The sequence below is a fragment of the Agrobacterium tumefaciens genome (assembly GCF_013337285.1).
Lineage (GTDB): Bacteria > Pseudomonadota > Alphaproteobacteria > Rhizobiales > Rhizobiaceae > Agrobacterium > Agrobacterium burrii.
Map to the genome: position 1 here is coordinate 669,624 of NZ_SUPW01000002.1, position 20,482 is coordinate 690,105.

A 20,482-nucleotide genomic window follows, 5' to 3' on the forward strand; every position below is an offset into this window, starting at 1 on the left:
TATGGCGAAAACAAGCGCAGTTGAAAAGAACAAGCGCCGCCGCAAGTCGGTCGCCCAGCAGGCTACCAAGCGTGCTGCACTCAAGGCGATCGTAATGAACCAGTCCCTTCCGATCGAAGACCGGTTCAAGGCCACTCTGAAGCTCGCTTCGCTGCCGCGTGACGGTTCGAAGACGCGTATCCGCAACCGCTGCGAAGTAACGGGCCGTCCGCGCGCGTTCTATCGCAAGCTCAAGATGTCGCGTATCGCGCTTCGTGAGCTGGGCAATTCCGGCAAGGTGCCGGGCATTGTCAAGTCGAGCTGGTAAGGAGACGGGCACATGACCATGACTGATCCTTTGGGTGATATGCTCACCCGCATCCGCAATGGTGCCGCTCGCCGCAAGTCTGCGGTCAGCACGCCTGCTTCCAGCCTCCGCGCACGCGTTCTCGACGTGCTGCAGGCTGAAGGCTACATTCGCGGTTATTCCAAGGTCGATTTCGAAAACGGCAAGTCCGAATTCAGCATCGAACTGAAGTACTACGAAGGCGCGTCCGTGATCCGTGAGATCGGCCGCGTTTCCAAGCCGGGCCGCCGAGTCTATGTCTCGGTAAAGTCCATTCCGCAGGTCGCGAACGGCCTCGGCATCACCATCCTTTCGACTCCGAAGGGTGTGATGGCCGATCACCAGGCTCGCGAACAGAACGTTGGTGGCGAGGTTCTTTGCTCGGTCTTCTAAGATCGAGCACGGATCTCCATAACGAACAGACAGGATTGAACAATGTCTCGTATCGGTAAAAAGCCCGTTCCGGTTCCCGCAGGTGTGACGGCCAATGTCGACGGCCAGAAGGTCACTGCGAAGGGCCCGAAGGGTGAACTGTTTTTCGTCGCTAACGACGATATTCAGCTGAAACTCGAAGATAACGGCGTTTCCGTAACGCCGGCCAATGGCACCAAGGAAGCTCGCTCGAAGTGGGGCATGTCCCGCACGATGATCGAGAACATCTTCAAGGGTGTTAAGGACGGTTACGAACGCAAGCTCGAAATCAACGGCGTTGGTTATCGTGCCGCTCTGCAGGGCAAGAACCTGCAGCTGGCGCTCGGTTTCTCCCACGACGTGGTTTACGAGCCGCCGGTCGGCATCACCATTGCCGTGCCGAAGCCGACGGAAATCATCGTTTCCGGTATCAACAAGCAGCAGGTCGGTCAGGTTGCCGCGGAAATCCGCGAATACCGTGGTCCCGAGCCCTACAAGGGCAAGGGCGTGAAGTACGCTGAAGAGCGTATCGTCCGCAAAGAAGGCAAGAAGAAGTAAGGATCACGCGAAATGGCTAGCAGGAAAGAAGCACTTGCACGTCGCGCGAGCCGTGTGCGCCGCCAGATCAAGGCGGTTGCCAATGGCCGCCCGCGCCTGTCGGTTCATCGCTCGTCGAAGAACATCTACGCCCAGATCATCGATGATGTTGCTGGCAAGACGCTTGCGTCTGCCTCCACGCTCGAAGCCGATCTGCGCGGCTCGCTCAAGACCGGCGCCGACGTTGCTGCGGCATCCGTCGTGGGCAAGCTGGTTGCCGAGCGCGGCGTCAAGGCTGGCGTCAAGGATGTTGTATTCGACCGTGGCGCGTTCATCTATCACGGCCGCGTCAAGGCCCTGGCAGATGCTGCCCGCGAAGGCGGTCTGAACTTTTAAATTTTATTCCGCCCGGACAACGATCCGGGCGGAATTTCACCGGACCATGCGGGTCTCTTCATCGAGGCCGGTGGTCTTTTCGTTTGCCGTTCCACCCGTAAAAGAAAAAGGACAAGGACAATGGCACAGGAAAAAAGAGGTTCTCGCGACGATCGCCAGAACCGCGAAGAACGCGATAGCGAATTCGTCGACAAGCTGGTCGCGATCAACCGCGTTGCAAAGGTTGTTAAGGGCGGCCGTCGCTTCGGCTTCGCCGCTCTCGTCGTCGTCGGCGACCAGAAGGGCCGCGTTGGCTTCGGTCACGGCAAGGCTCGTGAAGTTCCGGAAGCGATCCGCAAGGCAACTGAAAGCGCAAAGCGCGATCTGATCTTCGTTCCGCTGCGCGATGGCCGCACGCTGCATCACGACGTCAATGGCCGTCACGGCGCAGGCAAGGTTCTGCTGCGTTCGGCCAAGGCCGGTACCGGTATCATCGCCGGCGGTCCGATGCGTGCTGTTTTCGAAACGCTGGGCGTTCATGACGTCGTTGCGAAGTCGACCGGTTCCTCGAACCCTTACAACATGGTTCGTGCAACGTTCGACGCTCTGAAGCATCAGGTTCATCCGAAGGACATCGCTGCACAGCGCGGTCTGAAGTTTGCGACCCTTCAGGCTCGCCGCGCCGCGTCCGGCAACGCTTCTGAAGAATAAGGAGCTGGATCATGGCCAAGAAAACTACTGAAGCCAAGAAGACTGTCACGGTCGAACAGATCGGCAGCCCTATTCGCCGCCCGGCAATCCAGCGTCAGACGCTGGTCGGTCTGGGTCTCAACAAGATGCATCGTCAGCGCACCCTGGAAGATACTCCGGCGGTTCGCGGCATGATCCGTGCGGTCCAGCATCTCGTTCGCGTCGTTGACGAGAAGTGAGACGGAGTAACCTATCATGAAACTCAATGAAATCAGAGACAACGAAGGCTCCTCCAAGGACCGTATCCGCGTAGGTCGCGGTATCGGTTCTGGCAAGGGCAAGACCGGTGGTCGCGGTGTGAAGGGTCAGAAGGCTCGTTCGGGCGTCGCCATCAACGGCTTCGAAGGCGGTCAGATGCCAATCTACCGTCGTCTGCCGAAGCGCGGCTTTAACAACATCTTCGGTTCCGAATATGCTGTTGTGTCGCTCGGCCGCATCCAGACCGCCATCGACGCCAAGAAGCTCGACGCTTCCGCAACGATCGATGCTGCTGCTCTCAAGGCAGCCGGCGTCATCCGCCGCGTCAAGGACGGCGTTCGCATTCTCGCCGACGGCGAGCTGAAGGCCAAGGTTGCCTTCGAAGTTGCCGGTGCTTCCAAGCCCGCACTCGAAAAGATTGAGAAGGCCGGCGGCTCTATCAAGCTTCTCGTGGTTGCAGCCGAAGCTTCCGAGTAATATATAGACTTCAGGCGCCCGGGGTTTCGTGCTCCGGGCGTCTGTGCTCCCTGGCTTATGTTGCTTTCGATCTAAATCGATTTAGAGATGCATCATGGCAAACTCTTCGCGGTGCAGCTGTTATGCGCGCCGCTTGCGGCATAAAGTGCTGCAGGGAGAGCCTCACAGTTCTTGAACTTCCGTAGGGGAGGGGATAGGACATAAAAAAACAGGGTGAGGCATGATGGCGGCGCAAAGCCGTGTTCGTCCGAAGCCCGGTTTTTGAACCGGTATCTTTTAGACCTTTCCGCATCGGTCGGTTTTGCTGGCTGGCAAGGGTCATTCGGAGAAATTTATGGCGTCCGCAGCGGAACAACTGGCTTCGAACCTGAATTTTTCGACCTTCGCTAAGGCGGAGGATCTGAAAAAGCGTCTCTGGTTTACTCTTGCCGCACTTCTCGTCTACCGTCTTGGCACCCATATTCCGCTTCCGGGCCTGAACCCCGAAGCCTATGCGCAGGCCTTCCAGGGCCAGGCCAACGGTATTCTTGGTCTTTTCAACATGTTTGCGGGTGGCGCTGTCGAGCGCATGGCGATCTTCGCCCTCGGCATCATGCCTTACATCTCCGCTTCGATCATCGTGCAGCTCATGACCTCGGTCGTGCCCTCGCTCGAAGCGTTGAAGAAAGAAGGCGAAGCCGGCCGCAAGATCATCAACCAGTACACTCGTTACGGTACGGTGCTGCTCGGCACGCTGCAGGCCTATGGCATTGCAGTCGGCCTTGAAAGCGGCAGTGGCCTTGTGGTCGATCCGGGCTGGTTCTTCCGCGTCTCCACCGTCATCACGCTGCTCGGCGGCACGATGTTCCTGATGTGGCTCGGCGAACAGATCACCTCGCGTGGTATCGGCAACGGTATTTCGCTTATCATCTTCGCCGGTATTGCCGCAGGCCTGCCCAAGGCGCTTGCCGGCACCCTGGAACTCGGCCGCACCGGTGCGCTGTCGACGCCGCTCATTCTCATGGTCGTCATCGTCGCCATCGGCGTTATCGCGCTGATCGTCTTTGTGGAACGCGCCCAGCGTCGCCTGTTGATACAATATCCGAAGCGACAGGTCGGCAACCGGATGTTCCAGGGCGATACCTCGCATCTGCCGCTGAAGCTGAACACCGCCGGCGTCATTCCCGCGATCTTCGCATCCTCGCTGCTGCTTCTGCCGGCGACGGCTGCCGGTTTCGCCGGAAACACCAATCTGCCGTCCTGGGCGACCGCGATCATTGCGTCGCTGCAGCATGGGCAGCCGCTGTTCATGGCGCTCTACGGCCTGCTGATCGCGTTCTTCGCGTTTTTCTACACGGCTATCGTCTTCAATCCGAAGGACACGGCCGATAACCTCAAGAAGCATGGCGGCTTCATTCCGGGCATTCGTCCGGGTGAGCGCACCGCGGAGTACATCGATTACGTCCTGACCCGTATCACGGTGGTCGGCGCGGTTTATCTGGTCTTCGTGTGTATCCTTCCTGAGACACTTATCGCACGCACGGGCATTCCATTAGCCCTTGGTGGTACTTCGCTTTTGATCGTTGTCAGTGTAACTCTGGACACGGTTGCGCAAATTCAGGGCCACCTGATCGCGCAGCAATATGAAGGGCTGATCAAGAAGTCGAAGTTGCGTGGAGGAAAGAGGGGACGATGAGACTGATATTTTTGGGTCCGCCGGGTGCGGGCAAGGGAACCCAGGCCAAGCGGCTGACTGACAAGTACGGGATCCCGCAGCTTTCAACCGGTGACATGCTTCGCGCTGCGGTTAGCGCGGGCACCGAAATCGGCAAACGAGCCAAGGCCGTCATGGACGCCGGCGGGCTGGTTTCCGACGATATCGTCAATCAGATCGTTTCCGAACGCATCGAAGAGCCCGACTGTGCCAAGGGCTTTATTCTCGACGGCTATCCGCGCACGGTTCCGCAGGCCAAGGCGCTTGCCGAGAACATGCGCAAGAAGAATCTTGCCCTTGATGCCGTCATTGAACTGAAGGTGGACGAAGAGGCGTTGATTCGCCGAATCGAAAACCGCGTCGCGGAAACCATTGCCGCCGGCGGCACTGTTCGTTCGGACGATAATCCGGAAGCTTTCCGCAAGCGGCTGACGGAATATCGCGAGAAGACAGCGCCTTTGTCGAGCTATTACAGCGAGCAGGGCGAGCTAGTGACGCTGGATGGCATGGCGGATGTCGATGCCGTGACCGAGGCTATCGAAAACGTTCTCGAAAAGGCCTCTGCCTAAGGCTGGGGCGGGGTGGCAAAATCTGCTGGCGATTTTCGCCCGATTTGCCACTCTCATGATCTAGCTCATCCTTTGGATAGCAAAAGAATCTTGGCGGAGCCGGTTGCTTTTTTGCGCTGATTCCGTTAAACACCGCGCCAACTCGCGACATCCCAAGCGACTGGCGCGGATTTCCCTTAGGGAAGGGAGATCCGGGTACGGTCGTTTTGACCTGTCACGGACATCAATTTTGAACTGGCGGCCCTGTTGGTCGCTCGACTGGAATCACCACTTGCCGGATGGCAACTGGAACCAAGGAGAAAAGACGTGGCACGTATCGCTGGCGTCAACATCCCGACTGCGAAGCGCGTTGTTATTGCGCTGACCTATATTCACGGGATTGGTCCGAAATTCGCGCAGGAAATCATGGACAAGGTCGGTCTTCCGGCTGACAAGCGCGTTCATCAGCTGACGGATGCTGAAGTTCTTCAGATCCGCGAAGCCATCGACCGCGACTATCAGGTCGAAGGCGACCTTCGTCGCGACACGTCGATGAACATCAAGCGTTTGATGGACCTCGGCTGCTACCGCGGCCTGCGTCACCGTCGTGGCCTTCCGGTCCGCGGTCAGCGCACGCACACCAACGCCCGCACCCGTAAGGGTCCGGCGAAGGCTATCGCTGGTAAGAAGAAGTAATTTTCCGGTTCTCCGGAAAGGGGAGGCTGGTGCAGTCCGCGCCAGCCTTTCTGAGTTTGGCGTGAAGCTCGGATACGGGTCGATCGCCGGTGTAGCCGCTGGTGTTACGGCGGTGAAGAGATCAATGAAAGGTATACAATGGCCAAGGAAGCCGCACGCGTCCGCCGTCGCGAACGCAAAAATATCACGTCGGGCGTCGCGCACGTCAACTCGACCTTCAACAACACGATGATCACCATCACCGACGCACAGGGCAATGCCATTGCCTGGTCGTCTGCTGGTGCCAAGGGCTTCAAGGGTTCGCGCAAGTCGACCCCGTTTGCTGCCCAGATCGCTGCTGAAGATTGCGCGAAGAAGGCTCAGGAACACGGCATGAAGTCGCTTGAAGTTGAAGTTTGCGGTCCGGGTTCCGGCCGTGAATCGGCACTTCGCGCTCTGCAGGCTGCCGGTTTCATGATCACTTCCATTCGCGACGTGACGCCGATCCCGCACAATGGTTGCCGTCCGCGCAAGAAGCGCCGCGTCTGACGCGACCGTGGTTCGGAAATTCCGCCTTACCTCAGGTCTGGCGGAATTTTCGTGTATCTGGCGTGTGCGCGTCGATTTCGATCGACGGACTTGCGCTCAAGAACCCACTGATGAACCACTGAATTAGGTTCCTCTCGGTGTTTTCATGCTCGGTCCGTCACGATTGGATGGTGGCGGCGAACGGAAGGTTTAAAGATGATTCAGAAGAACTGGCAGGAACTTATCAAGCCGAACAAGGTCGAGTTCACCTCGTCCAGCCGCACCAAGGCAACGCTGGTTGCCGAGCCGCTGGAACGTGGTTTCGGTCTTACCCTCGGCAACGCGCTGCGTCGCGTTCTGTTGTCTTCCCTGCGTGGCGCCGCTGTAACGGCCGTGCAGATCGACGGTGTCCTGCATGAATTCTCCTCCATCCCCGGCGTTCGGGAAGATGTGACGGATATCGTGCTCAACATCAAGGAAATCGCCATCAAGATGGATGGCGACGATTCCAAGCGCATGGTCGTGCGCAAGCAGGGTCCGGGTGCCGTGACTGCTGGTGACATCCAGACGGTTGGCGACATTGAGATCCTGAACCCCGACCACGTGATCTGCACGCTGGATGATGGCGCTGAAATCCGCATGGAATTCACCGTCAACAACGGCAAGGGTTACGTCCCGGCTGAGCGCAACCGCGCGGAAGATGCCCCGATCGGCCTCATTCCGGTGGACAGCCTCTATTCTCCGGTCAAGAAAGTGTCCTACAAGGTGGAAAACACCCGTGAAGGTCAGGTTCTCGACTATGACAAGCTGATCATGACGATCGAGACCAACGGTTCGGTTTCCGGCGAAGACGCCGTTGCCTTCGCCGCTCGCATTCTTCAGGACCAGCTGGGCGTCTTCGTCAACTTCGACGAGCCGCAGAAGGAAGCAGAAGAAGAATCGGTTACCGAACTCGCGTTCAACCCGGCGCTTCTCAAGAAGGTCGACGAGCTTGAGCTGTCGGTTCGTTCGGCAAACTGCCTGAAGAACGACAACATCGTCTATATCGGCGACCTGATCCAGAAGACCGAAGCCGAAATGCTCCGCACGCCGAACTTTGGTCGCAAGTCGCTGAACGAAATCAAGGAAGTTCTCGCTTCCATGGGTCTGCACCTCGGCATGGAAGTGCCGGCATGGCCGCCAGAGAACATCGAAGATCTCGCAAAGCGTTACGAAGACCAATATTAACAAGCAAAAAAGGCAGACCCTTTAAAGACTGCCTTTCCCCGTCAAACAGCAGATAAGTCATCTGCATGTGCCAGGAAACGGCAGGCCCTAAAAGGAAACCTGCGTAGAAGGAGAATAGCAATGCGCCACGGTAATTCAGGCCGCAAGCTCAATAGAACCGCCAGCCACCGCAAGGCAATGTTTGCCAACATGGCTGCTTCGCTCATCACCCATGAGCAGATCGTCACCACCCTTCCGAAGGCGAAGGAAATCCGTCCGATCGTCGAGCGTCTCGTGACCCTCGGCAAGCGCGGCGACCTGCACGCTCGTCGTCAGGCGATCTCGCAGATCAAGGATCAGGATGCCGTTCGCAAGCTGTTCGACGCGATCGCTTCGCGTTACGCAACCCGCAACGGCGGCTACCTGCGTATCATGAAGGCCGGCTACCGCCAGGGCGACAACGCGGCTCTCGCCGTCGTTGAATTCGTCGAGCGCGACGTCGACGCCAAGGGCGCAGCCGACAAGGCTCGCGTTGCCGCTGAGATCGCTGCTGCTGAAGCTGCATAAGGTCTGACGCCTTTGGGCGTCGTGAGTTAAAAAGCCGGGCGAGAGATCGCCCGGCTTTTTTGCGTTATAGTAGCGATATCAGATAGTCGAGTTCACGTTCGTAGTTGGTTTTTGATTGATTAACCTGAAGACGCTTTCCGTCATCCACCGAATGGAATGCTCCCACTTTTAGCTGCGGAATCGGAATACTAAGAGCGCCGCTGATGCGGCCAGCCGACATAAAATCGTCTGTAATTGCGAAGGCGTCAGCGGGATCGTCAAAATCAAAAAGATGTGGATACTCACTGGCTACTGCGTAAGCTCGCTCTATGTACATTTGAGACGCCATGTCTTTTACGCCGGCTTTGTTACTTCGTGCCCCGACCATTGTCATAACGATTGACGCAACTTTTGGAGCCGGCAGCCCGCCGGCGCGGTCTGCCCAAATATTGAAATCGCTCGTGGGGGACGAGAGCATATCCAAAGTTAATTTCAAGGAGTCGATAGAGTGTTCATCGACACGGACCGGAATGATGATTGCGTCGGATGCACACCAAGCAAGATGGGTGGCCCCTGCGTAAAACGGACTGCAATCCATTAATGCAAGTTCACAATCCTTTATTTTCATTTCCTCTTTCAGTATCTTCTCAAGACTTAAAAGAATATTTCTCGCCGCCCTCTCATTATTTGCCGCCATTGCTTGCTGCAATTGTTGGTATAGAGATGATGGAAAAGAAAAAAGGGAAGAATCTCCGGGAATGAAGTAGCTAGCTTTCCCGCCTTTGAAGCTGTCATTTATTTTGCTGATTAAGTAAGATATATCTACAGGTATATCTCCAAATGCCGGACCGAGAACGACGGGACGCAGAGCGTTTCCTATTGCTACAGAGTAGTCTTCATCCCTCATTATTACTTCGGTAAAATTTTTCTGTGGACATAAGTCGACCGCAAGAGTTGATTTAAACCTTGATAGAAGATAGGTTATGTTAAAAGAAAGAGTTGATTTACCTATTCCTCCACGTAGATTTGATACACAATAACGTTGATACTTAAAATTTCCGACCTTCTCGACGTTTTCCGCAATGGAGCGTTCGTGATTTTCTATTATTTTGGTCAAGCCCGTTGGCATTTTATTCTCCTAGGCAAATTTATGGTGCTTCGCAGCCTCACATTTTATTGCAGGTCGTGTTTAATTTTGCAAGTCTTAAGATACTGCGCAGGTTCGTCTTGGTTTCGCAGGTTTTACGTCTGAGGGGAGCTTGCACTATTTTGTAGGGCGTGGGTGGCGTAGTTGCCTACCCTTCCTATTGGTCAGTGCCCGGACGTTTGGCCGCACCAGCCGATACCCGAGCAACACCACCATCGTGCTGATATAAAACACCGGCTCCAGCGTGATTGACTTCCGCGCCAGCACGAAATGCAGCACGCCGACGATGAGCACGAGATAGACAAGCTTGTGCAACGTGTTCCAGCGGTTGCCAAGCTTGCGGATGGACCAGCGGTTGGAGGTCAGCGCCAGCGGTGTGAGCATGGCAAGTCCGGCCATGCCGAGCATGATATAGGGCCGCTTCAATATATCGCCGGCGATGGAACTGAAGACCAGCCCGCGATCGAGAACCAGATAGACGGTGAAATGCGCCAGCACGTAATAAAAGGCGACCAGACCCAAAGCACGGCGATAGGCGATGAGGTTGATGTTGAACAGGTCGCGCAGCGGCGTGACCAGCAATCCGATGCACAGGAACCGCAGCGCCCAGATGCCGAGCAGGTGCTCGAAATCCTTGACCGGATTAAAGCCGAGGCCGCCGGTTGCGGCGAGATAGAAATACCAGATGCCGGGACAGAGGCCGATCACATAGACCAGCCAGATGGCCGCCGGCTGGTAACGCTTCGGCAGCGAGGGAAGCGACAGGGCGAAGGCCATGGTCAATAGTTCGCTTTCAGATCCAGGCCGGTATAAAGGCTCGCCACATCGTCATACCCGTTGAACATCAGGGTAGGGCGGTTCTGGGTACCGAAAAAGCCGCCTTCGCCGATGCGCTGTTCCGTCGCCTGGCTCCAGCGCGGATGGTCCACATGCGGATTGACGTTGGAATAAAAGCCGTATTCGCGGGCGTTGGAGTTTTTCCAGGTCGTTTCCGGCTGTTTTTCGACCAGCGAAATCTTGACGATGGATTTGATGCCCTTGAAACCGTATTTCCATGGAACGACGAGCCGGATCGGCGCACCATTCTGGTTCGGCAGCGTTTCTCCGTAAAGGCCAACGGCCAGCAGGGTCAGCGGGTGGCGCGCCTCATCGAGGCGCAGGCCTTCGATATAGGGCCAGGACAGGGGCTGGAACAGACCGCGCTGGCCCGGCATCTCGTCCGGCCGGACTACGGTTTCGAAGGTGACGTATTTCGCGCTGCCAAGCGGCTCCACCTTGTCGAGCAGGCTTGCAAGCGGAAAACCGATCCACGGAATGACCATCGACCAGCCCTCGACGCAGCGCATGCGATAGGTACGCTCCTCCAGCGGATATTTCATCAGCTCTTCAATGCCGAATTCCTGCGGTTTGGAGACGAGGCCGTCCACCTTCACCGTCCACGGGGTGGGTTTGAACTTGCCGGAGTTTTCCTTCGGGTCGGATTTCCCGACGCCGAATTCGTAGAAATTATTGTAGCTGGTGACGGCGTCGAGCGGGGTGAGCTTTTCATCCAGCTTGTACGCGCCGGGTTTTACGGAAAGCGGCGCGGCGATCGCTTCGCGGCCCGCAAGCCCGATTGCCGCCAGCCCCGCCGCCGTGCCGAGGAAGCCGCGTCGGGACAGGTAGATATTCTTCGGCGTGATTTCGCTTGAGACGATCAGAGGCGGACGATAGGCGGACATTTCAATCTCCACAAAAGCCGGGCGCGTCGGCGATAAATCGATTATGATAGCCTATACGGCTGCTGCACAGATATGTTTCAGTGCTGTGCGTAAAAACTGCGGCCGGGCGGCACAAATCGCGCATTTGTGATGGTAAGCCACCCGCTATGTGCAGTTGGAGACAAGCGTACCGTACCGAACCGTACTGTTTTGCCCGAAGGTGACAGTGACAGGGCTTGCGGTTTGCGCTAGAAAAACCGCAAAATAGGGCAGGAGTTGTTTTGACCGCGCTGCGGACATGCGCTCTTCTGCCCAAGAGATCGAGGAAAACACCATGCCAGCCTATCGTTCCAGAACCACCACCCATGGCCGCAACATGGCGGGCGCGCGCGGCCTTTGGCGCGCCACCGGCATGAAGGATAGCGATTTCGGCAAGCCGATCATTGCCGTAGTCAACTCCTTCACACAGTTCGTGCCGGGCCATGTGCATCTCAAGGATCTTGGCCAGCTGGTTGCCCGCGAGATTGAAGCGGCGGGTGGTGTCGCCAAGGAATTCAACACGATTGCGGTTGATGATGGCATCGCCATGGGCCATGACGGCATGCTCTATTCGCTGCCGTCGCGCGAGATCATCGCTGACTCGGTCGAATATATGGTCAATGCCCATTGCGCCGACGCGATGGTGTGCATTTCCAACTGCGACAAGATCACCCCCGGCATGCTGAATGCGGCGATGCGCCTCAACATTCCCGCCGTTTTCGTTTCCGGCGGTCCGATGGAAGCGGGCAAGGTCGTGCTGCATGGCAAGACGGTGGCGCTCGATCTGGTTGACGCCATGGTGGCTGCCGCCGACGACAAGATTTCCGACGAGGACGTGGCGGTCATCGAGCGTTCCGCTTGCCCGACCTGCGGTTCCTGTTCGGGCATGTTCACCGCCAATTCCATGAACTGTCTGACCGAGGCTCTGGGCTTGTCCTTGCCCGGCAATGGCTCGACGCTCGCCACCCATTCGGATCGCAAGCGGCTGTTCGTCGAGGCCGGTCATCTGATCGTCGATCTGGCTCGCCGTTATTACGAGCAGGATGACGAAACCGTTCTGCCGCGCACCATCGCCAACAAGGCGGCGTTTGAAAACGCCATGTCGCTGGATATCGCCATGGGCGGCTCCACCAACACGGTTCTGCATATTCTGGCTGCTGCGCATGAGGGCGGTGTCGATTTCGGCATGGAGGACATCGACCGTCTTTCCCGCAAGGTTCCGTGCCTTTCCAAGGTCGCGCCGGCCAAGCAGGACGTGCATATGGAAGACGTTCACCGCGCTGGCGGCATCATGCGCATTCTCGGCGAGCTGGAGCGTGGCGGTCTCATCAATCGCGATACCTACACGGTGCATGAGGCGACGCTGGGCGACGCCATCGACCGCTGGGATATTACCCGTACCAACAGCGAAACGGTGCGCCAGTTCTTCAAGGCGGCCCCCGGCGGCGTGCCGACGCAGGTGGCTTTCAGCCAGTCATCGCGCTGGGACGATCTGGATACCGACAGCGATAACGGCGTTATCCGCTCGGTTGAGAAGCCTTTCTCCAAGGATGGCGGTCTGGCCGTCCTTTACGGCAATATCGCGCTTGATGGCTGCATCGTGAAAACGGCGGGTGTCGATGAGTCCATCCTGAAATTCAACGGTTCGGCTGTCGTTTACGAAAGCCAGGACGCGGCGGTGAAGGGCATTCTCGGCAACGAGGTCAAGGCCGGCGATGTCGTCGTCATCCGTTATGAAGGGCCGAAGGGCGGACCGGGCATGCAGGAAATGCTCTATCCGACCAGCTATCTGAAATCCAAGGGCCTCGGCAAAGCCTGCGCTCTCATCACCGACGGTCGTTTTTCTGGTGGCACGTCAGGCCTCTCCATCGGCCATGCTTCGCCGGAAGCGGCACAGGGCGGCGCAATCGGCCTCGTGCGTCAGGGTGACCTGATCGAGATCGACATTCCCAACCGCACCATCAACCTGAAGGTGACTGATGCGGAACTGGCAGCGCGCCGGGCCGAGCAGGAAGCACTGGGCTGGAAGCCGGTGGCACCGCGCAAGCGCAATGTCACGACGGCGTTGAAGGCCTATGCGGCCTTTGCGTCGAGCGCGGACAAGGGCGCGGTGCGGATTTTGCCGGAGTAACGTTTGGTCTTGGTCGTGGAGGTACTCAACCGCCCCGTCGCGCGGGGCGGCTAAAACCTGATAACAAAGGTTGAAAACCTCTCCTCCGTCATGCTCGGGCCTGTCCCGAACATCTGCAACCGGTTGATTTTACGCGGCGTTGATAGATCCTCGGGACAAGCCCGAGGATGACGTCGAATGTGACGTGAGACTTACCATCGTTCAATCAGCCGCTCTCCGAGCGGCTTTTTGCTGTCCTCAAATAGGTGGTGTGCTGCGTTCACAAACAGATTCAATTGCCTCAGAAGGTGATTCTCCATCTTCGTTCAACATTCTGTTTTGAAATAATAAATTCGAATTTATCAGCTCGCCGCCGGCCATGCCGCAGTCACATTGGAGTGATGTTCGTCCATCCGCTCTTTTCCCGGACGCAGCGATGCCTAACTTCAATCTCATGAAAAGACGAACCGCACTCGCCCTTATCGCCTCCCTGCCTTTTGCCCCGCTTGCCCGCGCGCAGACCGCCAGCAATGCCGCCAGTTTCGACCCGTTATTGAGGGAGGCAGATGCGCTTTCCAGCCTCAAGGCTGTCATCGTCAGTATTGATGGCGAGGAGATTGCCAGCCGTGCCTATCACGGCGCGAGCCTCACCGGCTCCGCCAACATCAAATCAGCCTCGAAATCCGTCATTTCGGCGCTGGTTGGTATGGCTATCGACAAGAAGATACTATCGGGTGCCGATCAGCCGATCGCCACCATTCTGCGTAGTGATTTTCCGCAAAACCCCGATCCGCGTCTGGAGAGGATCACCATTGGCAATCTTCTGTCCATGCAATCGGGTCTGGAGCGCATGTCCGGGCCGAATTACGGTCGCTGGGTTGCCAGCCGCAACTGGGTGCGTATGGCGCTGGGTTCCGGTTTTGCCGGAGAACCTGATGGTGGCATGCTTTATTCCACCGGTTCAACGCATCTGCTTTCGGCGATATTGACCAAAGCCTCCGGTCGCTCGACGCTGGCTCTGGCCCGTGACTGGTTTCGGCCGCTCGAGCGGTTTACCATCGGCGGCTGGGAGCGTGATCCGCAGGGCATCTATCTCGGCGGCAATCAGATGGCGATGACGGCGCGGTCGTTGCTGGCATTCGGCGAACTGTACCGGCGTGGCGGCGTGACGCCGGACGGTGAACGGCTGATATCGCAGGGCTGGATCGATCAATCCTGGCAGCAGCGCACCAATTCCGTCTTCAATGGTGATGGTTATGGCTATTGCTGGTTCATCAAGGAGATGGCTGGCGAGCAGGTTTATTATGCCTGGGGTTATGGCGGGCAGATGCTTTACATCGTTCCCGCCAAACGGCTTTCCGTGGTCATGACGTCGCGCGAAGACGCGCCTTCAGCCCGAACCGGTTATCGCGATCAGCTGCACGGGCTGATGGAGAATATCATTCGGGCAGCCTGACTGGCGTTGCCAGTCACAGCGGCCTGTTGATGCTTTGGAAGGCTTCTCCGAGCTTCGTCATCCGCTCCTCATAAGCTTTTGTCAGGCAGGCGACGTCAGCTGCGCATTCCTGCCGTTTCTTCAGCCACTGGCTCTGTTCGTCGCGCAGCGCATCGCGCGAGCCCATGGCCATCAGCTGGGTGAGGATGTCGAAGGTGGTGGCCATTTTCACATCCTGGTCGTTCAGGGAGCGGTTGTCGCAGATCGCCTTTTCGTCGGCTGCGAGATCAGTCTTCGTGCAATCGAAGCTGGCAGCGGCGGCGGGCGAACCGAACGTGGAGACGCAGAGTAGGAGGCCGCAGGCGAGAAAAGTCTGTTTCAGATGCATGGATCGTTTCTTTCAAGGACAATCGATGCCGATGAAACCAAAAAGGGGCGTCGGTGGTTCCAATCTCCGGAACCGGCCTGCACAGGGAAAAGGCTGGCCATCATCTTGCCGCTCTTTGCTTTACAGGCTTTGGCGTTATAACTCCATCTTACTGATGACGATGAGGAATCACATGCGAAGCGTGTTGAAGTATCTGTCCACCGGCTTTCTCGCCGCGCTCATTCTCTTGCCAGCGGGCGCTCAGGCGCAGGACAACAAGACCGTGCCGGCAAGCCAAACGGAAATGCAGCTTTCCTTCGCGCCGCTGGTCAAGCGCACCGCAGGAGCTGTGGTGAACGTCTATGCCGAGCGCGTCGTGCAGCGGCGTCTGTCGCCTTTTGCCGGCGACCCGTTCTTCGAGCAGTTCTTCGGCCAGCAGATGCCGAACCGCACGGAAAAACAGTCGTCGCTCGGCTCGGGCGTGATCGTGACCGCCGGCGGCCTGGTGGTGACCAACAATCACGTCATTGATGGCGCTGACGATATCAAGGTGGCGTTGGCGGATGGACGCGAGTTCTCCTCCAAGGTGCTGATGAAGGACGACCGCATCGATCTCGCCATTCTGCAGATCGATGCGAAGGAACAGTTCCCGGTGTTGTCGCTTGGCAATTCGGACGCCATCGAAGTCGGTGATCTGGTGCTGGCCATCGGCAACCCCTTCGGTGTCGGCCAGACGGTGACGAGCGGTATCGTTTCGGGTCTGGCGCGCAACCAGGTGACACAGGGCGATTTCGGCTTCTTCATCCAGACTGACGCTTCCATCAACCCCGGCAATTCCGGTGGTGCGCTGATGAACATGGCCGGTGAGCTGATCGGCATCAACACGGCAATCTTTTCCAAGGGCGGCGGGTCTAACGGCATCGGCTTTGCCATTCCTGCCAACCTCGTCCGCGTGTTCGTCGCTGCGGCTGAGCGCGGAGACGCCAATTTCCAACGCCCCTATATTGGCGCGACTTTCGATCCCGTGACGTCTGATGTCGCCGAGGCGCTCGGTCTGCATCGCGCCCGTGGTGCACTCGTCGTCAGTGTCGTCAAGGACGGCCCGGCGGAGAAGGCGGGTATCGAGCCGGGACAGGTCGTCACTGCCGTCAACGGTTTCGAGGTCGAGCATCCCGACGCTCTTGGTTATCGCCTGACGACGGCGGGCATCGGTAAATCTGCCGAGCTTACCGTGATGGACAAGGGCAAAGAAAAGAAGCTGACCATCGCACTGGACACGGCGCCGGAAACCGCGCCGCGTGATGAACGCCTGATCGAGGGCCGCAACCCCTTCGCCGGTGCGACCGTTGCCAATCTTTCGCCGAAGCTTGCCGATGAGTTGCGTATGCCGTCGCAGGTGACGGGCGTCGTCATCACCGATGTGAAGCGCGGTTCCCCGGCCTATCGTGTCGGTTTCCAGCCGAAGGATGTCATTCTGTCGCTGAATGGTTCGGATATCGGCTCCACGGCGGCGGTCGAGAAGGCGCTGGATGACAATCCCGGCTTCTGGCGGGTGGAAATCCTGCGTGACGGGCAGCGTATCCGGCAGTTCCTGCGATGAGTGATGACCTCTTTGCCCCGCAAGTGCCTGTCGAGGTCGCCAATCGGCGGCCTCTTGCCGATCGCCTGCGTCCCAAAACGCTGGCGGAGGTAAGTGGGCAGCCGCATCTGACGGGCGAAGAGGGCGTGCTGCGCCGGATGATTGACAGCGGCTCCTTGGGGTCGATGATCTTCTGGGGGCCGCCCGGAACCGGCAAGACCACGGTTGCCCGCCTGCTTTCCGGTGAGGCGGGACTGGCTTTCGAGCAGATATCGGCGATCTTTTCCGGTGTCGCAGATCTCAAGAAGGTGTTCGAAGGCGCGCGGACACGTCGGATGAACGGTCGGCAGACGCTGTTGTTCGTTGACGAGATACACCGCTTCAACCGCGCCCAGCAGGATAGCTTTCTGCCGGTCATGGAGGATGGCACCATCATCCTGGTGGGCGCAACCACCGAAAATCCGTCCTTCGAACTCAACGCCGCTCTTTTGTCGCGGGCGCGGGTGCTGACATTTGGTTCGCATGATGAGGATAGTCTCAGTGAACTTCTGAAACGAGCTGAGGAGGCGGAGAGCAAACCCCTGCCACTGACGGAGGAGGCGCGGGCGAGCCTGATCCGCATGGCGGATGGCGATGGTCGCGCCGTACTGACACTTGCCGAAGAGGTTTGGCGCGCGGCGAGGAAGGACGAGACTTTTGACACCGAAGGGCTGACGCGCATCGTGCAGCGCCGTGCTCCGCTTTACGACAAGGGCCAGGACGGTCACTATAATCTCATTTCGGCGCTGCATAAATCGGTTCGCGGCTCTGACCCGGACGCGGCGCTTTATTACCTGGCCCGCATGTTCGATGCCGGCGAAGACCCGCTTTATCTGGGGCGGCGGCTGGTGCGCATGGCAGTGGAGGATATCGGCCTTGCCGATCCGCAGGCGCTTGCCGTCTGCAATGCCGCCAAGGATGCCTATGATTATCTCGGCTCGCCTGAAGGCGAACTGGCGCTGGCTCAGGCCTGCGTTTATCTCGCCACCGCGCCGAAATCCAACGCCGTTTATACCGCTTTCAAATCGGCGATGCGCGCGGCCAAGGAAAACGGCTCGCTGGTGCCGCCGAAACATATTCTCAACGCACCGACCAAGCTCATGAAGGGCGAGGGTTACGGCGATGGCTACCGTTACGACCATGACGAGCCGGACGCCTTTTCGGGGCAGGATTATTTCCCGGAGAAAATGGGCCGTACGACCTTTTACGATCCGCCCGACCGGGGTTTTGAGCGGGAAATCCGCAAGCGTCTCGACTGGTGGGCGAAGCTGCGCCGCGAGCGTGGATCGCGTTAAGCGGCATTCTTCACAAACAGATTCATGTGCTTGGCAAAAAGAGTCGCAAAGCGGCGCTATCTCTTTGTTTATTAAAGAAATCAGGATGCTTTGCGATGCGGCGCGACCTGCGGCTGCGCCGGCAGCATCTTAACCGAGGATTCCGCCAGGCCGTTTTGTCCTTCGGCGTCGATTATCAGATGCCAGTGCAATGTTTCGGGAATGGTGATGCGCACCGGCGATTTTTTCGCGACGCCGCCGAGATATTTGAAGTCGAGCAATTCGGTGAAGCGCTGGAAATTCGCACCCGTCATCAGCCGGACGTTGTTAATGGCGGACAGGGACACTTCAATGACCGTGCCGGCTCGCAATTCCTTGAGATCATAATGCGTAAAGCGGAAATTCGGCCGTGCCATCGCGCGCCTCCCTGTACCCGTATTTCGGTCAAAGAGAATAGGGCCTCACGGTTAACGGCGTCTTTAAAGTCCTCCGACCCCGCTCGAAAATTGCAGCCTGTCGTGCCGGTTTCGAACGGTTTGACGATAAGGCCGATGTCTATGGAAATAATACCAACGTATAATATGTGTATTTAATAATAATAAATTTTTAGCCTTTAACATCGCCTGATCGAAGTGTCGTCAATGGTGTTGGGGGAACATGAAAAACGTCACGATATCTATGCGCCTTTATGCGCTTGTCGCATTGTTTCTGGCAATATTGACCGCAGCGCTGACGTTCAGCCTGTTCGAGACCTTCCATGAGATGGAACGTGAGCGCAAAGCCGGGCTTGCGTCGATGAACGAAACCGCGGTCGCCATTCTCGAGCAATATTATCGTCTGGAGCAGAGCGGTAGCTTGACACGGGAAGCCGCGCAGCAGCAGGCCAAGACGACGATCGCGGCGATGCGTTATGGCAAGGGTAGCGGTTATTTCTGGATCAACGATATGCATCCCAAAATGGTGATGCATCCGATCAAGCCTGAAATGAACGGCACCGATCTTACCGCCAACAAGGACCCGAACGGCAAGGCGCTGTTCGTCGAATTCGTGAACACGGTGAAGGCGGGCGGTCAGGGTTTTGTCGATTATTACTGGCCGAAGCCCGGCGCGCCGGACCCGGTCGAGAAATTCTCCCATGTCGCCGGTTTTGCGCCCTGGGGCTGGATCGTTGGCACCGGCGTTTATGTCGACGATCTGGAAGCGGTGTTCTGGAACGATGCCTATTTCAACATCGGTCTGTGCGTTCTGTCTGCCCTTCTGGTCATCGGCGTGGCTGCCGCCGTCGTGCGCAGCGTGACGCGGCCGATCGACCTGATCCGCCAGAGCATGAAGCGGATCGCCGATGGTGACGGCGCGGCCGAAATCCAGTTTGCTGACCGCCGCAACGAAATCGGCGCGATTGCCAAGACACTTTTGGTCTTGCGTGACAGCGTCAATGAGCGCAGCGCCCTGCAGGCCCGTGAGGCTGACCAGCAGCGGGCACTGGAAGAGGCGCGGCGAGGCAATGAAACGGTTCTCCGCTCGGCATCCGAACGTCAGGCCCACGCCATGACCCAGCTCGGCAATTCGCTGGAGGCGCTTGCCAATGGCGATCTGACCGTTGAGCTTGCCGATATCGGCGCGGATTATGAAAAATTGCGCATGGATTTCAATCGTGCAGTCGGCGCGTTGCACGGCGCCATCGAGGCGATTGCCCGAACCGGCCATGTCGTCAATGACAGCGCCTCCGATATCAGCGGCGCGACCGGCAATCTCTCGCGCCGGACCGAACAGCAGGCGGCGGCTCTGGAGGAGACGGCGGCGGCTCTCGATGAGATTACCGCCACGGTGCGCACGGCTTCCGAGCGGGCCAATGAGGCGCGGCAGATGGTGCAGGACACGAAAACCAGCGCCGGCCGCTCAGGCGAGATCGTTCGCAACGCCGTTGATGCCATGGGCCGTATCGAAGATTCCTCCAAACGCATCGGGCAGATCATCTCCGTCATCGACGAAATCGCCTTCCAGACCAACCTTCTGGCGCTGAATGCCGGTGTCGAGGCCGCACGGGCCGGCGAGGCGGGACGCGGTTTTGCCGTGGTGGCGCAGGAGGTGCGTGAACTGGCGCAACGCTCGGCCAATGCCGCCAAGGAGATCAAGACCCTGATCAATCGCTCTGCAGAAGAGGTTGGCGGCGGCGTGGCGCTCGTTCGTTCGACGGGCGATGCGCTGGACGAGATCATGGCGCTGGTCAACCGTGTCGACGGCCACGTCAACTCCATCGCCACGGCGGCGCGCGAACAGGCGACCGGCCTGCAGGAGATCAACACTTCCGTCAACCACATGGACCAGATGACGCAGCAGAACGCCGCCATGGTGGAAGAGACGACGGCGGCCAGCCAGACGCTGGCCGAGGAAAGCCAGCAGCTGCGCTCGCTGCTTTCCCGTTTCGAACTGGGGCATGGGGCAGGGCGCGAGGTTTCTCGGGCGGCTTGATTTATCTATATGAGATAGCGAGAAGGGCGCGGCTTTGGCTGCGCCCTTAGC

At 58.1% G+C, this 20,482-nt stretch carries 23 protein-coding genes; 18 read left to right on the top strand and 5 right to left on the bottom strand.

Translation table 11 applies throughout. The annotated features are described in order from the left end of the window. Nucleotide 1 precedes the first annotated feature (1 nt). The 13 genes from rpsN (at nucleotide 2) to rplQ (ending at nucleotide 8,290) form a co-directional block, all read left to right on the top strand. Nucleotides 2-307 (top strand): 30S ribosomal protein S14, encoded by a 306-nt coding sequence (rpsN, locus tag FCH38_RS09090; RefSeq protein ID WP_003495202.1) that lies wholly within the window; start codon nucleotides 2-4, stop codon nucleotides 305-307. Between the two features lie 12 nt (nucleotides 308-319). Continuing rightward, nucleotides 320-718, top strand: a complete 399-nt coding sequence (gene rpsH, locus FCH38_RS09095) for a 30S ribosomal protein S8 (RefSeq protein ID WP_149897264.1) — start codon at nucleotides 320-322, stop codon at nucleotides 716-718. 42 nt (nucleotides 719-760) lie between these two features. Continuing rightward, nucleotides 761-1,294 (top strand): 50S ribosomal protein L6, encoded by a 534-nt coding sequence (gene rplF / locus FCH38_RS09100; RefSeq protein ID WP_006313979.1) that lies wholly within the window; start codon nucleotides 761-763, stop codon nucleotides 1,292-1,294. Between the two features lie 12 nt (nucleotides 1,295-1,306). Beyond that, nucleotides 1,307-1,669 (top strand): 50S ribosomal protein L18, encoded by a 363-nt coding sequence (gene rplR / locus FCH38_RS09105; RefSeq protein ID WP_046798170.1) that lies wholly within the window; start codon nucleotides 1,307-1,309, stop codon nucleotides 1,667-1,669. A 120-nt stretch (nucleotides 1,670-1,789) separates the two neighbouring features. Next, nucleotides 1,790-2,359, top strand: coding sequence for a 30S ribosomal protein S5 (rpsE, locus tag FCH38_RS09110; RefSeq protein WP_149897265.1), 570 nt, complete (start codon nucleotides 1,790-1,792; stop codon nucleotides 2,357-2,359). Nucleotides 2,360-2,370: 11 nt separating this feature from the next. Beyond that, nucleotides 2,371-2,577: a 50S ribosomal protein L30 gene (gene rpmD / locus FCH38_RS09115; protein ID WP_003495212.1), complete on the top strand. Its 207-nt coding sequence runs from the start codon at nucleotides 2,371-2,373 to the stop codon at nucleotides 2,575-2,577. A 16-nt stretch (nucleotides 2,578-2,593) separates the two neighbouring features. Continuing rightward, nucleotides 2,594-3,073, top strand: coding sequence for a 50S ribosomal protein L15 (gene rplO, locus FCH38_RS09120; RefSeq protein ID WP_046798172.1), 480 nt, complete (start codon nucleotides 2,594-2,596; stop codon nucleotides 3,071-3,073). Between the two features lie 334 nt (nucleotides 3,074-3,407). After that, nucleotides 3,408-4,748 carry a preprotein translocase subunit SecY gene (gene secY / locus FCH38_RS09125; RefSeq protein WP_149897266.1) on the top strand — a complete coding sequence of 447 codons (1,341 nt, stop codon included), beginning with the start codon at nucleotides 3,408-3,410 and terminating at the stop codon, nucleotides 4,746-4,748. Further along, nucleotides 4,745-5,335, top strand: a complete 591-nt coding sequence (locus FCH38_RS09130; protein WP_153514102.1) for an adenylate kinase — start codon at nucleotides 4,745-4,747, stop codon at nucleotides 5,333-5,335. Before secY ends, FCH38_RS09130 begins: the two co-directional genes overlap by 4 nt. A 306-nt stretch (nucleotides 5,336-5,641) precedes the next feature. Further along, nucleotides 5,642-6,010 (top strand): 30S ribosomal protein S13, encoded by a 369-nt coding sequence (gene rpsM / locus FCH38_RS09135; protein WP_003507791.1) that lies wholly within the window; start codon nucleotides 5,642-5,644, stop codon nucleotides 6,008-6,010. A 138-nt stretch (nucleotides 6,011-6,148) separates the two neighbouring features. Next, on the top strand, nucleotides 6,149-6,538 hold the full coding sequence (rpsK, locus tag FCH38_RS09140; RefSeq protein ID WP_003495225.1) for a 30S ribosomal protein S11: 390 nt from the start codon (nucleotides 6,149-6,151) through the stop codon (nucleotides 6,536-6,538). Nucleotides 6,539-6,733: 195 nt separating this feature from the next. Next, nucleotides 6,734-7,744, top strand: coding sequence for a DNA-directed RNA polymerase subunit alpha (locus FCH38_RS09145; RefSeq protein WP_003495228.1), 1,011 nt, complete (start codon nucleotides 6,734-6,736; stop codon nucleotides 7,742-7,744). A 120-nt stretch (nucleotides 7,745-7,864) separates the two neighbouring features. Then, complete coding sequence (gene rplQ, locus FCH38_RS09150; RefSeq protein ID WP_149897268.1) at nucleotides 7,865-8,290, top strand: 50S ribosomal protein L17; 426 nt, start codon at nucleotides 7,865-7,867, stop codon at nucleotides 8,288-8,290. Between the two features lie 64 nt (nucleotides 8,291-8,354). Here rplQ and FCH38_RS09155 read toward each other — a convergent pair whose 3' ends face one another. From FCH38_RS09155 to msrP, 3 genes are all read right to left on the bottom strand, one after another. Continuing rightward, nucleotides 8,355-9,398, bottom strand: a complete 1,044-nt coding sequence (locus FCH38_RS09155) for a ParA family protein (protein ID WP_236776580.1) — start codon at nucleotides 9,396-9,398, stop codon at nucleotides 8,355-8,357. Between the two features lie 135 nt (nucleotides 9,399-9,533). Beyond that, nucleotides 9,534-10,193, bottom strand: a complete 660-nt coding sequence (gene msrQ, locus FCH38_RS09160) for a protein-methionine-sulfoxide reductase heme-binding subunit MsrQ (RefSeq protein WP_174373657.1) — start codon at nucleotides 10,191-10,193, stop codon at nucleotides 9,534-9,536. Between the two features lie 2 nt (nucleotides 10,194-10,195). Further along, nucleotides 10,196-11,137, bottom strand: coding sequence for a protein-methionine-sulfoxide reductase catalytic subunit MsrP (msrP, locus tag FCH38_RS09165; RefSeq protein ID WP_174373534.1), 942 nt, complete (start codon nucleotides 11,135-11,137; stop codon nucleotides 10,196-10,198). A gap of 313 nt (nucleotides 11,138-11,450) precedes the next feature. On the opposite strand from msrP, the gene ilvD reads away from it, so the two are divergent. Continuing rightward, on the top strand, nucleotides 11,451-13,286 hold the full coding sequence (ilvD, locus tag FCH38_RS09170; protein ID WP_174373535.1) for a dihydroxy-acid dehydratase: 1,836 nt from the start codon (nucleotides 11,451-11,453) through the stop codon (nucleotides 13,284-13,286). Between the two features lie 433 nt (nucleotides 13,287-13,719). Then, nucleotides 13,720-14,721, top strand: a complete 1,002-nt coding sequence (locus tag FCH38_RS09175) for a serine hydrolase domain-containing protein (RefSeq protein ID WP_149898079.1) — start codon at nucleotides 13,720-13,722, stop codon at nucleotides 14,719-14,721. Nucleotides 14,722-14,734: 13 nt separating this feature from the next. Here FCH38_RS09175 and FCH38_RS09180 read toward each other — a convergent pair whose 3' ends face one another. Next, nucleotides 14,735-15,088 (bottom strand): lysozyme inhibitor LprI family protein, encoded by a 354-nt coding sequence (locus tag FCH38_RS09180; protein ID WP_174373536.1) that lies wholly within the window; start codon nucleotides 15,086-15,088, stop codon nucleotides 14,735-14,737. Between the two features lie 172 nt (nucleotides 15,089-15,260). Between FCH38_RS09180 and FCH38_RS09185 the strand changes: the two genes are divergently transcribed. Beyond that, nucleotides 15,261-16,667, top strand: coding sequence for a DegQ family serine endoprotease (locus FCH38_RS09185; protein WP_174373537.1), 1,407 nt, complete (start codon nucleotides 15,261-15,263; stop codon nucleotides 16,665-16,667). After that, nucleotides 16,664-17,980 (top strand): replication-associated recombination protein A, encoded by a 1,317-nt coding sequence (locus FCH38_RS09190; protein WP_174373538.1) that lies wholly within the window; start codon nucleotides 16,664-16,666, stop codon nucleotides 17,978-17,980. The genes FCH38_RS09185 and FCH38_RS09190 overlap by 4 nt, the downstream gene beginning before the upstream one ends. An 80-nt stretch (nucleotides 17,981-18,060) precedes the next feature. On the opposite strand, the gene FCH38_RS09195 is transcribed toward FCH38_RS09190, so the two are convergent. Next, nucleotides 18,061-18,375: a DUF1883 domain-containing protein gene (locus FCH38_RS09195; RefSeq protein WP_149897276.1), complete on the bottom strand. Its 315-nt coding sequence runs from the start codon at nucleotides 18,373-18,375 to the stop codon at nucleotides 18,061-18,063. A 241-nt stretch (nucleotides 18,376-18,616) separates the two neighbouring features. Here FCH38_RS09195 and FCH38_RS09200 point away from each other — a divergent pair, with 241 nt between their 5' ends. Next, the gene (locus FCH38_RS09200) at nucleotides 18,617-20,431 is read left to right on the top strand and encodes a methyl-accepting chemotaxis protein (protein WP_153514093.1); all 1,815 of its coding nucleotides are present in this window, start codon (nucleotides 18,617-18,619) and stop codon (nucleotides 20,429-20,431) included. The last annotated feature ends 51 nt before the right edge of the window (nucleotides 20,432-20,482 follow it).